This window comes from Sedimentibacter sp. MB31-C6 (assembly GCF_035934735.1).
In the GTDB taxonomy this organism is placed as follows: domain Bacteria; phylum Bacillota; class Clostridia; order Tissierellales; family Sedimentibacteraceae; genus Sedimentibacter.
The window spans coordinates 2,601,697-2,617,124 of the sequence record NZ_CP142396.1 but is presented as its reverse complement, the minus strand read 5'-3'; the positions used below and the strand labels follow the sequence as shown (position 1 = coordinate 2,617,124).

Here is a 15,428-nt window from a genome sequence, read left to right as displayed (position 1 = left end):
ATCTCCTCCAAATGAAGTGAAGGCGTTTTTTCCTACGTTATATATAATATACTGTTCTCAAAATTATTACAAGTGTTTTTTTATAAAAAACATTTTGATGTTGCATTCTAATCTCTTATATAGTATAATTGCAAGTATTAATTTGACAGAAGGAGTATATATGAAAATAGGATTGTTAGGTTTCGGAACAGTAGGGTCCGGAATATATGAAATAATATCACAAAATAAGAACTTTCAAGAAAAGGAAATTGTAATAAGCAAAATTTTAATTAGAAACAAAAATAAAATCAAATTAAATCAAATGACAATAAATCCTGATGATATATTTGAAGACGATAACATAGATTTAATAGTAGAAGTTATGGGTGGCATACAACCAGCTTATGAATACATATTAAAATCATTAAATTCCGGAAAACACGTTGTTACAGCAAATAAAGCTGTAGTATCTAAGTATCTCAATGAATTTACTGAAGCAGCAAAAAGAAATAATGTAGCATTTTTATACGAGGCAAGTGTATGCGGAGGTATTCCTTGGCTAGATTCTTTAAAACGTGTAAAAAGAATTGATGAAATATCTGAAGTATCTGGTATATTTAACGGAACTTCTAATTTTATACTTTACAATATGTATGATAAATCATATGATTTTAATGATATATTAACAATAGCTCAAAAAAAAGGTTATGCTGAAGCAGATCCTTCTGCAGATATAGATGGTATTGATATACAACGAAAACTTGCAATTACTTCATCTATAGCATTCCAAAGCATTGTAGATGAAGAAAACATACCAACCCATGGTATTAGAAATATAACAAAATCTGACATTAACTACTTTAAAGAAAAAAAATTAATACTAAAATTATTAGCATTAACTATAAAAAGGAAGAACGAGTACTGTTCCAGTGTTGAACCTGTATTATTTAAAAACAATACTATTGAAGCAAATATAAATGATAACTTCAATATAGGAACTCTTGTTGGTGAAACAATAGGTGTACTTAAATTCTATGGTCAAGGGGCAGGAAAGCTTCCTACAGGTAATGCAATTGTACAAGATATTCTAGATATTTATACAAAGAAAGATTTAATAAACTGTAGTAATTTTGAAAGAAAATTAATCTGCAATCCTCAACTCATAAAAGGAAAGTACTATGTTCGATATACAAATAAAAAAGTTACAGAATTATTATTAGATATTTTAGAAAATACCTTTAAAATTTCTTCAGCTCAGGGTGGAATAACAAAAGAAATAACATTAGAAAAAGCACAAAATATCTTTAATAAAATAAAATCTATCGATAACAAATTCTTCTTTGCAAGATTCAGTTAATTTATGATAGAATAAAATAGATCGTTGTAAACAATTCTGAAAAATAGTTTAGAATTAAATGAACTTATTCAAATTTTTTATTCAATATAGTAATTCTCAACGGAGGAATCATGAAACACATTAGTATTTTAGGTTCAACAGGCTCAATAGGTACCCAAACTCTTGATGTAGTTAGAGAACACAAAGAAAAGTTAAATGTATGTGCGATAACTGGAAATAACAACATTGATTTACTAGAAAAACAAATACTAGAATTTTCACCTGAGCTATGTTGTGTTATGAAAGAAGAAAATGCATTAAAATTAAAAAAGAGACTTCCCTCAAATATCAAAACAGAAATTATCCATGGTATGAATGGACTTATAGAATCTGCAATATATTACAAAAGCGAAATTATTGTAACTGCAATATCCGGAATGATAGGATTAAAACCTACCGTAGCAGCTATTAAAAAAAGTAAAACTATTGCATTGGCTAATAAGGAAACATTAGTTACGGGAGGAAAATATATAATTAATTTAGCTAAAAAATACAACTCTCAAATTCTTCCCATTGATAGCGAACATAGCGCCATATTTCAATGTTTAATGTCTAATCATAAAAAAACTATAAATAAAATTATCTTGACAGCTTCTGGAGGACCTTTCAGAGGAAGAAGTATAGAATACTTAAAAAATGTAACTTTAGAAGATGCTTTAAATCACCCTAATTGGTCTATGGGGAAAAAAATAACCATAGATTCTGCAACATTAATGAATAAAGGCTTAGAAGTTATTGAAGCTAAATACTTGTTTGATGTAAAACCAAAGCAAATTGAAGTTGTAGTACATCCTCAAAGCATTGTTCATTCAGGAATAGAATACTGGGATCATTCCACAATAACCCAGTTAGGTATGCCTGACATGAAAGTACCTATACAATTTGCCTTGTTTTATCCTGATAGAATAAAAAATAGTTTTAAAAGCTTATCCTTATTAGAAATTGGGCAGTTAACCTTTGAAAAAGCAAATCTAGAAGTATTTAAATGCCTCAGACTTGCTTTTGATGCACTAGATATAGGCGGTACAATGCCAACAGTTCTTAATGCTGCAAATGAAGCTTTAGTTAATTTATTTTTAAATAGAAAAATAAGTTTTTTAGATATTGGAGACATAAATGAAAGGATTATGCAAAAGCACAATCCAAAAAAAATAGAAACAATAGAAACAATCTTAGAAGCAGAAGAATGGACAAAACGAGCCATAAGTTCGTTTTAGTCCAGCATTTCCTTTATAGCCCTATTATTAATATCATCATTTACATTTACTATAACAACATCAATCCCTATTCTAATTATCTCATCCCATTTAACTCTTTTTGATGTGGATTTACCTAGAAATCCCATAAATTTACTTGCTTCCTCTATATAAAATGCTGATATACTGCCTTTTTGAGTATCAATTTCCACATCGTCGAATCTACCCATTACCTCACCATTTTTTATGTTTATAACCTCTTTATCAAGTAGTTCCCAATAACTGGTCAATTAGCATTCCCCCAATTAAAAAGTCACAATTAAGATATATTAATATACAATATGTACTATATATCATAATTATGACAATCTGATTAATTTTTAAAACCCTTTTTTAGTTGAGTTAGTGCAGATTTTTCTAATCTTGAAACTTGCGCTTGTGATATTCCAATTTCTTCAGCTACTTCCATTTGAGTTTTTCCCTTATAAAATCGCATATCAACAATTTGCTTTTCTCTATCCGAAAGATTACTTATACTATCCTCCAAAGTTATTTTTTCAACCCACTTTTCATCAGTATTTTTCTCATCTTTGACTTGATCTACTACATATAAAGCATCCCCGCCATCATTGTAAATTGGTTCAAACAATGAAACTGGTTCTTGTATAGATTCTAATGCAAATATAATTTCTTCCTTATCAACACCAATTTCAGCAGCTATCTCTGTAATTGTTGGTTCCTGGGAATTTACTGTAGTAAGTCTTTCTCTTACTTGTAACGCTTTATACGCTGTGTCTTTCATTGATCTTGAAACCCTAATAGAATTATTATCTCTTAAATAACGTCTAATTTCACCTATTATCATTGGCACAGCATATGTAGAGAATCTTACATCTAGTGACAAATCAAAATTATCAATAGCCTTTATTAAACCGACGCAACCAATTTGAAACAAATCGTCTACAGGCTCATTTTTATTATTAAACCTTTGAATTACGCTTAAAACAAGCCTTAAATTACCATTAATAAACTCTTCCCTCAGCTCGTTATCGCCTTCTTGAATTTTCTTAATCATATCCCTCATATCCGAAGGTTTAATTGTTGGCAACTGAGAAGTATTAACGCCACATATTACTACTTTGTTTATCATCGTCGTTTTTCCCCTTTAATATATTATCCCCCTTATATGATTATTTCCCTGCATATACTTTTTATACTGCTTTACTTATTTCCTTTTTCAGCCTATTCAGTATCTTTTTTTCAAGACGTGATATATATGATTGGGAAATTCCAAGCATATCAGCAACTTCCTTTTGTGTAAAACTCCTAGAATTATTTAATCCAAACCTTAATTTCATTATCATATATTCTCTTTTATTTAATTTTTTTATTGAATCCTTAAGTAAATTTAAATCAACTTCATTTTCCATATCTCTAAAAACAATATCCTCTTCTGTCCCTAAAATATCCGATAAAAGAAGTTCATTACCATCCCAGTCAATATTCAAAGGTTCATCCAATGAAATTTCTGTTTTAGCTTTTCCTACACGTCTTAAATACATTAAAATTTCATTTTCAATGCATTTTGAAGCATAGGTAGCAAGTTTAATATTTTTTTCTACCTTAAAAGTGTTTACAGCCTTAATCAATCCAATTGTACCTATTGATATTAAATCTTCAACATTAATACCTGTAGACTCAAATTTTTTTGCCAAATAAACGACAAGTCTCAGATTATGTTCTATAAGTGTGTTTTTAGCTTCATCCGAGTCTTTTAACTTACTTAATATTTCTTTTTCTTCTTCATGTGATAAAGGCGGCGGAAGTGTATCACTTCCTCCTATATAAAATATATCCTTTGCAATTTCTACCTTATCTATTACATAATTAATTAGTTTTCTTAAAAAAATATTAAAATAAAATTGCCTTTTCATTTACAGCATCACTCTCCCAATCCAGTAATTTTTTAAACAGCAGCGCTTCATAATCTTCATTCTTACTTATCTTTTGTGGATAAATACCAATGATAGCATCTGCATTTATGATATTTTTATCATTACTTAAGATTGTAATATCATCTGGCACAACACATACCATTTGTTCTTTTTCACTACTAATAGTATTGTACTTCACAACTCTAATTCTGAGTTTACTATTTTTTTCTAAAAAAAGATTTCGATAATTTTTTTCACTATCATTATAAAAATCTAAAATCTCTTTTTTTACTTCTTCTCCTAACATTTCACTTAAGCATTCAATATTAACTATAATTACGGGTTTACCAGTAATTGGATCAACAAGTTCATTTCCTGTATCAATAAAAGCAGTCAAAGTTTTTATTTTATTGTTTAACTTTATTGTTACTTTACGCATATAATTGCTTTTATTCATTCTACTTTTAATTTCACTAAAAAAAATCCTTAAAGCTACATAACCAGTAAACATTGATAGAATAATAATATTTACAGTAAGTCTATCAAAAGTAAGATAATATAAAGAAGTAATAATTCCAACCATAATAATAGTAACAATATAAAAGCATATTATTACCTTTATATTTGTAATCAAGCTTTTGGAATCATACGCTACCATAATCATCAAAATCGATACACTAAATTTAACTATGAAGTATGTCATAAATTCTTTGCCAATAAATGCTGTAAGTATTACGTAAATTGCCCCTAGTATAGAAGCAACAATTAATCTTTTATATACTATTTTTCTTTTAATTAGTTTTCCAGTTATATATAATAGTATAAAATCAATTAAGAAATTCTCGGCAAAGATATATTCAATATAATATTCCATCTATATCCCACAATCGTTTTTAATCAGTAACAATATTCATTATAGAGTACTAATAGAAAATATTTTGTCATAACATGTCTTCAAAAATAAAAAAATACGAAACTATTAATGAATAAAGTTTCGTATTGATATATATGTACTTATTAAAATTATGCTTTAAATATTTCTATCATTTCCTTTAAAGTTTTACTTTTTTCAAACCCACGTTTTAATTCCAGTGACTTAGAAGTGTCTCCTATTAATATTCCCCCAGATAAAGCTCCATCCAAAAAGTACATTTTTTTATAGCCTTTGTCATTATTTATTTCAAATTCATCGTAATCTTTGTTGTTATTAGTTCCTATATCTCCTATTGAAAATACACTTGTATTAAATGCATTCATAGTTGTTGAAGGTATTATTTGCTCATATATATATTTATCTCCTGTTGCATTTATTCCAGCAGCCTTGCCCTGTTCTAAAGCCTCACTCCATAAAGCATAATTTATACCATTATACTCTGCACAATCACCACAAGCATATATATTTGAAAATGTAGTTTCCATCTTTTCATTTACTACAATAGCCTTATTAATTTCTATTCCTGAGCCTTCAGCTATTTTACTATTAGCTCTTACTCCTGTTGATATAATGACTATTTCTGTTTCAATTGTTTCTCCATCATTTAGTAGTATTCCAGATACTTTATCATCGCCCTTTATTTCTTTAGTGGCCGAATTCGTTCTAAATCTAACTCCTGCTTCATCAATTTTTTCTTCTAATATGTTTGATGCATCCGCATCAAGCTGTCTAGACAATATTCTGTCAGACATTTCTAATACAGTTACTTTAAGTCCTAGTTTATTTAACCCGTCAGCCATTTCTAGCCCTAGAATTCCTCCACCTATAACAGCAGCTGTTTTCTTTCCATTTGCGTATTCTTTTATGTTTTTTACGTCCTTTGCATATCTAAGTGTAAATACGCCTTTCTTATTACTACCTACAATAGGAGGTATAAACACTTCTGCCCCAGAAGCAATTATTAGCTTTGTATATTCTATATTATCACCATCAGTAAAAACTACTTTTTTATTTTTTGGCTCTATTTTTTCAACTTCTCTATTAAGCATTACTTTTATATTGTTTTTCTCATACCATTCATCCTTCTTAATTGAGATAGACTGTATTGTTATGTTACTATCACTGAGAATTTTTGACAACCGAGGTCTATAGTATCCTTTAACATCTTCTTTAGAAATAATTATAATATCACTTTCTTTATCTCTTTTTCTAATTTCAACGGCAGCTCCCATTCCTGCTCCGCTACATCCAATAATAATATACTTTTCTTTTTTATCTATGTATTGGCAATTATTCATATGTCAAACCCTCCAATTTAGTATGAGTTACTATTTATCAACAGCCGGAACTTTACCAGATAAAACAGCTTTTCCAAATTCAACACCAAATTCATAAACTTCTTTTAACTGTTCATCTGATGGTTTAAATCTTACCTTTATACCATTCCCAAAAATTTTCATTCTTATTTGCTTTAGTCTTTCCATTATATGGGGAACACCTTCGCCACTCCATCCATATGAACCAAACGCTGATGCAATTTTATTCTTATATACAGGAGGATACATGCTAATTAAAAGTTCCCATATCGGTTCTAAAGCTTCACCTACCATAGTAGGAGTTCCAAATAATAATCCATCTGAGCAATATGTTCGTTCAAGAACTTTATCTTTCTTTTCAGTGACCATATCGTAAATTTCAACTTTTATGTTATTTGTCATAACACCCTTTGCTATTTCTTCTGCTAATTCCTTAGTATATCCATAAGCAGATACATAGGGTATTACAACTAATTTACTATCTGATTCATTTTCAGTTGATAATTCTTTAGATAAATTTATAATTTCCCAAGGATTTTCATCAAGTACAGGTCCGTGTCCTGTACATACCATTTCTATTTGCAAACCTTCTATCTTATTTATAGCTTCTATAAAGAATTTTTTAAACGGCGCAAGAATATTATCAAAATAGTATTTAAATGCCTTCATATAATCTTCCTTATTCATAACAGTACTTAGTAAAACAGTATCTATAGAATAATGTGCACCAAAGGCATCGCACGAAAATAATAATTTATCTTCCTCTATATAAGAAAACATTGTATCTGGCCAATGAAGAAATTTTGCATCAAAAAACTTAAAATTCTTATCTCCTAAAGACAATTCATCTCCATCCTTTACAACTAATGAGTTGAATTCTCTATTTGCAATATGTTTCATAAATTCAATTGCAGTTTTAGAACCAACTAATTGTATATTTGGATTCATTCCTAATATTTTTTCTATTGAACCAGAATGATCGGGTTCTGTGTGGTTTAAGATTATATAGTCTATATCATTAACATTAATATCTAATTCTTTTAGTTTTCCAATATATTCGTCAAAAAACTTAAACTTAACAGTTTCAATTAAAGCCGTTTTTTCGCTTCCTTTCACTAAATATGAATTATACGACGTTCCAAATTCAGTACGCATTATAATGTCAAACACTTCAAGTTCAGGGTCTTGACTTCCTATATAATAGATATTGTCCTTTAATTTTAAAGATTTCATAATTCCTCCTAGTAATTCTTATCCTAAATATATTTTATTTTTACCCATATTTTTCAAGGTTAAACATTATTTGATATACCTAATTAACTGACACCAATGAAATTAGAATTTAATTTTTAAAACATTATTATAATACATCAAAAGTATTAGGAGTAAAATCATCACTATCTCTTAATTTTTTCAATTTTGTAACTAATTTATCCTTATCCTGATTTAATGTTCCTGCTTGATTAACATGATTAGATACATGATTTGCCCTAAATATACAATTCGTCAATTCCATATTTTCCAACATAATTATATTTTCGTCTAAAACTTGTAGGGGAGTCAATAAATGAAATTTACCTTGTTTTAAATCTTCTTCTAACTCAGTCCCTTTTTCTACAACTAATCTAAGTAATGAAAAATAATGAGGATTAATAGCAGATATGACCTTTGCAGATTCAATAGCATGTTCTTCCATAAGCTCAACTCCACCTAACCCTGATATTATCATACAAGATAATTTAAATCCTGATTTTACTGCTTTCTGACCTGCTTCAATCATTTCTTGCTGATTAACACCTTTATTCATCATTGATAGTACTTTATTTGATCCACTTTCAACTCCCATATATAGAAGTTCTAAACCTGCTTCTCTAATAGTTTTTAATTCTTCCTCTGATTTTCTTACGATATCTTTAGGTCCTGAATAAGAACTAATCCTCTTTGCCGTTGGAAATTCATCTTTAATTTTTTTAAGAATATTAAGTAGTTTTTCTGTTTTTAAACACAGTACATTTCCATCTGCTAGAAAAATCCTTTCAGGATCTTTATAATAAGTCTTTAACCATTCAATATGTTCTGTTATTTCTTCTTTGGATTTTAATCTAAAGTCCTTACATTTATACATATAGCAAAATCTGCATTTATTGTGAGAACAACCTTCTGTAATTTGAATTATTAAACTTCTAGCCTCACTTGGAGGTCGATATAGTGGTTGTGTATACATTGTTTTCCATTCCTTTCCATGATATAGTTAGCTTTAATTAAGCACAATATATATTCTTGTCATATTAAAGCAACTCTAATATATTATTTTCTAATGATAAACTCAAATCGAAACTTTTAATTTTTTCATTGTTAAATTTAATATAAACTATATTATCGTTTATATCAATAACTACTCCATTTCCAAACTTATTATGACTAACCTGTTTTCCTACATGAATATTCCTATCTCTAATGTTGTTTTTTTTATTAGAATTAATAAGTTCATTTACAAATAATGAAGGAACACCTGGCACTAAAATCTTTAAAACCTTTTTTGCCCTAGTCATACCTACGTAAAATATACGCCTTTCTTCTTCTAAAAACTTTTCATATTCTTTATGGGACATATTTTTTCTATCTAAAGGGAATTCTCCATCTATATTATCAATCATATATACATAATCATATTCTAAGCCCTTCGCACTATGAATTGTTGTTAATGTAATATTTGATTCTTTGTTTATAGAAGCATTTTTTATTATTTCCTGTAATTTATATATTTTATTAATAAACTCTTTTATGTTATCACAATTCGAGCCTATTTCGTCTAATATTTCTAGTATATGCAACGAATTAGACATATTGTTACGTCCTTCTTCCTGCATTCTTTCTATATAATTCATATATTCCAAGTCTAACTTTATAAATCTTATTATATCTTTTGGTTTTAACTTGTTTATATAGTTTATATCTCTTCTAAAAGTATCTATCCTATCATAAACATAATAATCTAACCCTCTTATATTATTTAAAATATCAAATACAGTCATATCAAAATTAGGATTTTCCAGAACCCTTTTACACATACTTTTAGTAAAATATGTGTAACTTTTATAATAAATTCTTGCAAAAGCCTCTCTATCTGTAGGATCTAAAGATAAGTTTAGAAACGCCAATATATCTTGCAAAACAACACTATTAAAAAACTTAGTTTTATCTTCTTTAATATAAAAACTTAAATTGTTTTCATAAAGACTATTAGCTAATATCATTGCTGACATATTGTATCTATATAGAATACCTATTGAAGCTTTACCTTTTATGTTTAATATATCATTAACTATGTATTTTGACTGTTCTCTTCTACTTTGAACCTTGGAAATATTAATTTCTTTTTCTTGAGGATTTTCTGTAGTAATAGCTTTAGAATATCTGTTTTTATTTCCTTGAATAAAATTTTTCGCACCATTAACTATATTCTTATCACTTCTGAAGTTATTATCTAAATAAAAAATTTTACCTTCTTTATAAATATCTTTAAATTGAAACATAAAGTCAGGATAACTACCTCTAAAGGAATAAATTGATTGATCGTCATCTCCTACCATAAATAAATTATTACCGGATATTAATTTTATTATTTCATGTTGTATTTTAGAAGTATCCTGCATTTCGTCTATTTGTATATATTGATATGTATTTTTAATCTTATCTCTGATTAAATTAGATTTAAAAAGTATTTTATATGCATACAATAACATATCATCAAAATCAATTAGTTTGTTTTGTGATTTATAATTACGATATTTGTTGTATATTAGATCAAATTCTTTTATATCGATACCATAGTCTTTATATTCTGATGGTTTCAACATCATATTATTTATATATCCAATTGAAGAAGCTAAAGTTTCAATTTCTTCATCACTAATATAATTAAAATATGATTTGGAATAATGAGATTTAAGTATTTCACCTAATATTTGATAATTATTAGTTAGTAAATTAAATTCAATTCCTTTACTTCTATAAAATTCTTTTACGATTTTATAAGCAAACGCATGAATAGTTGAAAATTCTGTTTGATATTTATACTTGTCACCAAAGTATAATTGAAATCTATTTTTCATATCTGATGCTGCCATTTTAGAAAATGTTATAGTCAATATTTTTTTATTGCATTTCCTTTCATACAACAATCTTCCAGCTCTTGATATTATAACTGTAGTTTTACCTGAGCCTGCAGTAGATAAAACCAGGGCATTGCCCTGGTCAAAAGAAACAGCATATCTTTGTTGTTTATTCAATTCAACATTATAAGCTTTTTTAAAGTATTCAAAATATTCCATATTACACCCGTTAAGATTAATCTTCATTTATAACTTTATCAAAAACCTCTGCAGCTCTTAATTTTACAGGATTACATTTTTCAGCTTCACTTCTATGATGTTCCTTGATGTAATCGCAATTCAACGATCCAAATTCATTTTCAAATTCTTCTACTAATTTCTTAGTCATTTCTTTCATTTTTTCATTTGTTGTTGGTAATTCTTCTGCATATAACACACCTAAAGCAGCAACAGCTCCAAGTAGAGCTCCACAAGTTTTTTCAGATTGAATACCACCTCCAAAAGGACATATAGCCTTAATAGTATTTTGCTCTATACCAAGGTTGTACTTTTCATTTGCAGCCATTAATAATATTTCTGCACAATTTAAATGATATAGTGGTCTTTCTTCTTCACTATATTCAAGTTCTTTTTTATTTATTTTATCTACAATTTTCTTCATTAGTTACTCCTTTTTAGAAATACGTAAGCAAGCTTAAAAATGTGGTAGCGACCATTCCTATAGCTAGTATTAGACATATAATCCTTACAATATTGTTAGCTTTTTTATTATACTTGTTCATAATATTCCTCCAATATTATTATACTTTAAACATCATTCTATTTCAACGAAATGAGGAATATGCCCTCTCCGCGAAAAGCTAAATTAATACCCTCTGTCTATTGAGTAGAAGATATCTTTTTGTCTCTTATATTTTAACATAATTATTATAATTTTAAAAGGTTGAAGTTAGATATTTATTATATAAAATACATAAGTTGAGACCTTTGTTTATAAAAGTTATATCTTGATAATTTTACGAAACACCTATATAATATGTTAATAACATAATTCTAGAAATTCCATAACTATTTTGAGCAAAAGAGGATTTTAAATGACAAATTCAAACCTTAGTTTAACAAAGAAGAAAAAACTATTTTACATTATTTATATTATAATTTTTATTTTATTAGTCATAAATGTAATGGAATTTATTATAGAACCCATTGGTTATGTTAGGCCAGATTATAATAAAAAAGAAATATATACTATACTTACAAAAGAAGAATTGTCTGATGAAGATTATAAAATTCTGTTTTATCAAACAGGGCTTGGAAAGGTTGCTATTGATGAACTCCTTAAAAATAAGGAAAGTGGTATTTCAGAAATACTACAATTTCAAGATAACTTTTTTAAAGAAAGTAATGTATACTGTGAAAAAATAGGAATAATTACAAGTCAAGAATCTTTTATTGATGATAAAGGGGAAAAAACATATAACTTTAATTTAGCACCCTATAAAAACGGCTATGTATTAGTAACCAAGGCAACACATTCTCTTGGATGGCGTCACGGTCATGCTGCAATAATAACAGATTCAGAAAAAGGAAAAACTCTGGAAGCCATTATACTTGGTAGTAACTCACAATTTCAAAATATAAATAAATGGCGAATGTATCCTTCCTTTATAATGTTAAAATTAAAGGATACTCATCAAGATTCCTTAGATAAAATAGCGGATTTCGCTGTAAACAATTTAAATAACATCCCTTATAGTTTAACAATTGGATTGACTAGCAGCAAAAACCCGAAACCTGAAATTATTAAAGGAACCCAGTGTTCCCATTTAGTATGGTACCCATTTATGCAGTTTGGTTATGATATAGACTCTGATAAAAATTGGTTAGTTACACCAAAAGACATTGCAAACAGTGATTTATTTGAAGTAGTTCAAATATTTGGAGTGAATCCAGATGATATCTGGCCTTAGATTATTACTCAATCTCATATCCAATTACTATTTTTGATATGAGATTTAACAAATAAATCCTCAAAGAAAAATCTAAAGAAAATAATTGTTGCAATTATTAAACATATTGTTTCTGATATAAATGAAGATATCCAAATTCCACTTTCACCAAATATACTAGACATAAAATATAGAGAAGCTACAATAACAACTAATCCTCTTCCCGTTGAAATAATCATTGAATATAATGGTTTTTCTATAGCTGCGTAAAATCCAATAAAAACTATATTAAATCCAAGTACTAAATATGAAAGAATGTACGTTCTGAAGGATTTAATTGAATATAAGAACAAAGCTGAATCTTCCTTACTAATAAATATTTCATTAATTTGTTCAGCAAAAATCATACACATAACATATACACCTATCGAAATTATTGCAACTGTTTTAACTGCAGTCTTTAGAAGAAATGTATATGTTTTTTTATCATCCCTGCCATAATAATAACTTACTAAAGGTTGAGTGCCCTGAGAAATTCCCATCATGGTCATAATTACTATATTGCTAATATACATTATTACAGTATATGTTATAATACCAATATCCCCTATATTTAATAAAATAGTCCTATTAAAAACGAAAGTTATAAAACCTGCAGAAAATTCTGTTACAAAATCCGACAGACCTATTGGAATAACTTTCCCAATTAATGAAATATCAAATTTAAATAATACAAATTTTAATTTAGAATCTTTCCTACTAAAATGCCACACATATGCAATAGTTGCAAATATATGTGAAAAGCCAGTGGCAAAAGCCGCCCCTTTGATACCAACATTGTATTTAATTACTAATATATAAACAATTAATATATTAGTTACCGCAGAAATACAAACTCCTATAGTTGCAAGTCTTGGACTTCCGTCAGTTTTAACTAATACTTCAAAATAGTATGACACCATAATAAATACAGTGAAAAATGATACAATTCGTAAATATTCAATTACATATGATATTGTTCTTGTTGTAGCTCCCAAAAAATATGCTATTCTATCAAGATTAATTAAAACAATCACTGTAACTACAATGCTAATTATAATAATAATTACTAAACTCATTGTAAATATTTCACTAGCTTTTTTTGTTTCCTTATTTCCTAGGTTTATTGAAGCAATTGTAGATGTCCCTACGGCAAATAAAAGAGATACGGCAAAAGCTGCATAAACATAAGGTATACTAATATTTAAAGCAGCAAGCGCTAATTCATTTACTCCTTTTGCAACAATTACTCCACTAATCATTGTGTAAACGGAAAATATCCACATTGCTAATACAGATGGTATTACATACTTGAAATATTTCCTTCCCATCTTCCTCACCTCTCTACTATAGTATAAACTATAGTATCATGCTAAGGTCAAGAACTAATATAAAAAGAGTTGCTTCGCAACACCCGCTAGGGGGACCTATGTCCCCCTTCGGCGTAAAAATGCTTTATTAAAGCATTTTTACTGAGCACCCCCCCTTAACGGCAAGGACGTTCCGTCCTTTGCAATCCTCGTTTTTTATTATATAGGAAAGGAGAACTTTCCTATATAAAAAAAAAGCATCCCTCTAGGAAATGCTCTTTCTAAAAATTATTCTTCATCATCGTCTTCACAGCCACAAAGACATTCACTATCATCTTCATCATAATACTCTTCGTCATCAAAATCAAAATCATAATCGTCTACATCATAATCATAGTCAAAATCATCTTCTTCTTCGATTTCTATATCTCCGAATAATTCTTCTTCTACTGTTGTTAAATCTTCATCAACTAAGTCCAAGAACTCATTCATTTCTTCTTGTTCTTCAACTATATCGCTCATTCCATCTGCTATCTCTTCAACAACCTCTAATAAAGCATTAAACAATTTACCTTCTTTGGTATCATCTTTAACATCCAATCCATCAGCTAAACCTCTTAAATAAGAAATTTTTTCATACAAAAAATCCATGATATTCCTCCTATACTCTTGATAGATATTCACCTGTTCTGGTGTCTATCTTCACTTTATCTCCTATTTCAACAAAAAGTGGTACCGTAATTACTGCACCAGTTTCAGTTGTAGCAGGCTTATTAGCACCAGTTGCAGTATCACCTTTAAATCCAGGTTCAGTTTCAACAATTTCCAACTCAACAAAGTTTGGAGCTGCTACTTCAAATGGCTTGCCTTCATAAAATCTCATTGTTGCTATTTCATTTTCTTTTAAATATATGATAGCGTCAGCAACCTGTTCTTTATTTAACGGAATTTGTTCAAAAGTTTCTAAATCCATGAAATAGTACAATTCACCATCGTTATATAAATATTGCATATCCTTTGTTTCAATATGCGCTTTTGGAAATTTTTCAGTAGGGTTAAATGTTTCTTCCCTAATCGCTCCTGTTATAATGTTTTTTAATTTAGATCTAACAAAAGCAGCTCCTTTTCCTGGTTTAACATGCTGGAAATCTACAATTTGCCATAAACCATTGTTCCATGAAATGGTTATACCCTTTTTAAAATCATTTGCTGAAATCATACTGATCTGTCTCCTCCTTAGTGTATATTATAACCAGCTGA

The 15,428-nt window shown here is 28.3% G+C and carries 15 protein-coding genes; 3 read left to right on the top strand and 12 right to left on the bottom strand.

Annotated features, from left to right (window positions below; translation table 11 throughout):
• The first annotated feature begins 160 nt into the window (after positions 1–160).
• Together U8307_RS12395 and U8307_RS12390 are read left to right on the top strand one after the other, a co-directional pair.
• Positions 161–1,336 (top strand): homoserine dehydrogenase, encoded by a 1,176-nt coding sequence (locus tag U8307_RS12395; RefSeq protein WP_326908316.1) that lies wholly within the window; start codon positions 161–163, stop codon positions 1,334–1,336.
• Positions 1,337–1,443: 107 nt separating this feature from the next.
• Positions 1,444–2,592 (top strand): 1-deoxy-D-xylulose-5-phosphate reductoisomerase, encoded by a 1,149-nt coding sequence (locus tag U8307_RS12390; protein ID WP_326911608.1) that lies wholly within the window; start codon positions 1,444–1,446, stop codon positions 2,590–2,592.
• Here the strand turns inward: U8307_RS12390 and U8307_RS12385 are convergent.
• The 9 genes from U8307_RS12385 to U8307_RS12345 form a co-directional block, all read right to left on the bottom strand.
• Entirely contained in the window at positions 2,589–2,861 is a 273-nt protein-coding gene (locus U8307_RS12385; protein WP_326908314.1) for a YlmC/YmxH family sporulation protein, read from the bottom strand. The two genes, U8307_RS12390 and U8307_RS12385, sit on opposite strands and share 4 nt — an antisense overlap.
• 83 nt (positions 2,862–2,944) lie before the next feature.
• On the bottom strand, positions 2,945–3,721 hold the full coding sequence (gene sigG, locus U8307_RS12380) for an RNA polymerase sporulation sigma factor SigG (protein WP_326908312.1): 777 nt from the start codon (positions 3,719–3,721) through the stop codon (positions 2,945–2,947).
• 61 nt (positions 3,722–3,782) lie between these two features.
• Entirely contained in the window at positions 3,783–4,505 is a 723-nt protein-coding gene (sigE, locus tag U8307_RS12375) for an RNA polymerase sporulation sigma factor SigE (protein WP_326908310.1), read from the bottom strand.
• Entirely contained in the window at positions 4,483–5,379 is an 897-nt protein-coding gene (locus U8307_RS12370; RefSeq protein ID WP_326908308.1) for a sigma-E processing peptidase SpoIIGA, read from the bottom strand. The genes sigE and U8307_RS12370 overlap by 23 nt, the downstream gene beginning before the upstream one ends.
• Before the next feature lie 149 nt (positions 5,380–5,528).
• Positions 5,529–6,737: an NAD(P)/FAD-dependent oxidoreductase gene (locus tag U8307_RS12365; protein ID WP_326908306.1), complete on the bottom strand. Its 1,209-nt coding sequence runs from the start codon at positions 6,735–6,737 to the stop codon at positions 5,529–5,531.
• Positions 6,738–6,767: 30 nt separating this feature from the next.
• Positions 6,768–7,988 carry an FprA family A-type flavoprotein gene (locus tag U8307_RS12360; protein ID WP_326908304.1) on the bottom strand — a complete coding sequence of 407 codons (1,221 nt, stop codon included), beginning with the start codon at positions 7,986–7,988 and terminating at the stop codon, positions 6,768–6,770.
• Between the two features lie 127 nt (positions 7,989–8,115).
• Positions 8,116–8,979 carry a radical SAM protein gene (locus U8307_RS12355; protein ID WP_326908302.1) on the bottom strand — a complete coding sequence of 288 codons (864 nt, stop codon included), beginning with the start codon at positions 8,977–8,979 and terminating at the stop codon, positions 8,116–8,118.
• A 64-nt stretch (positions 8,980–9,043) separates the two neighbouring features.
• The gene (locus tag U8307_RS12350) at positions 9,044–11,089 is read right to left on the bottom strand and encodes an ATP-dependent helicase (RefSeq protein WP_326908300.1); all 2,046 of its coding nucleotides are present in this window, start codon (positions 11,087–11,089) and stop codon (positions 9,044–9,046) included.
• A gap of 16 nt (positions 11,090–11,105) precedes the next feature.
• A complete protein-coding gene (locus tag U8307_RS12345) occupies positions 11,106–11,531 on the bottom strand; it encodes a C-GCAxxG-C-C family protein (protein ID WP_326908298.1) in 426 nt (141 codons plus the stop codon).
• Positions 11,532–11,964: 433 nt separating this feature from the next.
• Here U8307_RS12345 and U8307_RS12340 point away from each other — a divergent pair, with 433 nt between their 5' ends.
• On the top strand, positions 11,965–12,840 hold the full coding sequence (locus U8307_RS12340) for a hypothetical protein (protein WP_326908296.1): 876 nt from the start codon (positions 11,965–11,967) through the stop codon (positions 12,838–12,840).
• Positions 12,841–12,854: 14 nt separating this feature from the next.
• On the opposite strand, the gene U8307_RS12335 is transcribed toward U8307_RS12340, so the two are convergent.
• The 3 genes from U8307_RS12335 to efp all read right to left on the bottom strand — a co-directional run bounded on the left by U8307_RS12335 (position 12,855) and on the right by efp (position 15,387).
• Positions 12,855–14,189, bottom strand: coding sequence for an MATE family efflux transporter (locus tag U8307_RS12335; RefSeq protein WP_326908294.1), 1,335 nt, complete (start codon positions 14,187–14,189; stop codon positions 12,855–12,857).
• Positions 14,190–14,456: 267 nt separating this feature from the next.
• Positions 14,457–14,819 carry a CD1247 N-terminal domain-containing protein gene (locus tag U8307_RS12330; protein ID WP_326908292.1) on the bottom strand — a complete coding sequence of 121 codons (363 nt, stop codon included), beginning with the start codon at positions 14,817–14,819 and terminating at the stop codon, positions 14,457–14,459.
• A gap of 10 nt (positions 14,820–14,829) precedes the next feature.
• Positions 14,830–15,387, bottom strand: coding sequence for an elongation factor P (efp, locus tag U8307_RS12325; protein ID WP_326908290.1), 558 nt, complete (start codon positions 15,385–15,387; stop codon positions 14,830–14,832).
• Positions 15,388–15,428 lie beyond the last annotated feature (41 nt).

Bases quoted from the DNA above. Each gene is read 5' to 3' on its own strand.
- U8307_RS12395 (WP_326908316.1), top strand. From the start codon at position 161: ATGAAAATAGGATTGTTAGGTTTCGGAACAGTAGGGTCCGGAATATAT.
- sigG (WP_326908312.1), bottom strand. From the start codon at position 3,721: ATGATAAACAAAGTAGTAATATGTGGCGTTAATACTTCTCAGTTGCCA.
- sigE (WP_326908310.1), bottom strand. From the start codon at position 4,505: ATGAAAAGGCAATTTTATTTTAATATTTTTTTAAGAAAACTAATTAAT.
- U8307_RS12370 (WP_326908308.1), bottom strand. From the start codon at position 5,379: ATGGAATATTATATTGAATATATCTTTGCCGAGAATTTCTTAATTGAT.
- U8307_RS12365 (WP_326908306.1), bottom strand. From the start codon at position 6,737: ATGAATAATTGCCAATACATAGATAAAAAAGAAAAGTATATTATTATT.
- U8307_RS12360 (WP_326908304.1), bottom strand. From the start codon at position 7,988: ATGAAATCTTTAAAATTAAAGGACAATATCTATTATATAGGAAGTCAA.
- U8307_RS12355 (WP_326908302.1), bottom strand. From the start codon at position 8,979: ATGTATACACAACCACTATATCGACCTCCAAGTGAGGCTAGAAGTTTA.
- U8307_RS12350 (WP_326908300.1), bottom strand. From the start codon at position 11,089: ATGGAATATTTTGAATACTTTAAAAAAGCTTATAATGTTGAATTGAAT.
- U8307_RS12345 (WP_326908298.1), bottom strand. From the start codon at position 11,531: ATGAAGAAAATTGTAGATAAAATAAATAAAAAAGAACTTGAATATAGT.
- U8307_RS12340 (WP_326908296.1), top strand. From the start codon at position 11,965: ATGACAAATTCAAACCTTAGTTTAACAAAGAAGAAAAAACTATTTTAC.
- U8307_RS12335 (WP_326908294.1), bottom strand. From the start codon at position 14,189: ATGGGAAGGAAATATTTCAAGTATGTAATACCATCTGTATTAGCAATG.
- U8307_RS12330 (WP_326908292.1), bottom strand. From the start codon at position 14,819: ATGGATTTTTTGTATGAAAAAATTTCTTATTTAAGAGGTTTAGCTGAT.
- efp (WP_326908290.1), bottom strand. From the start codon at position 15,387: ATGATTTCAGCAAATGATTTTAAAAAGGGTATAACCATTTCATGGAAC.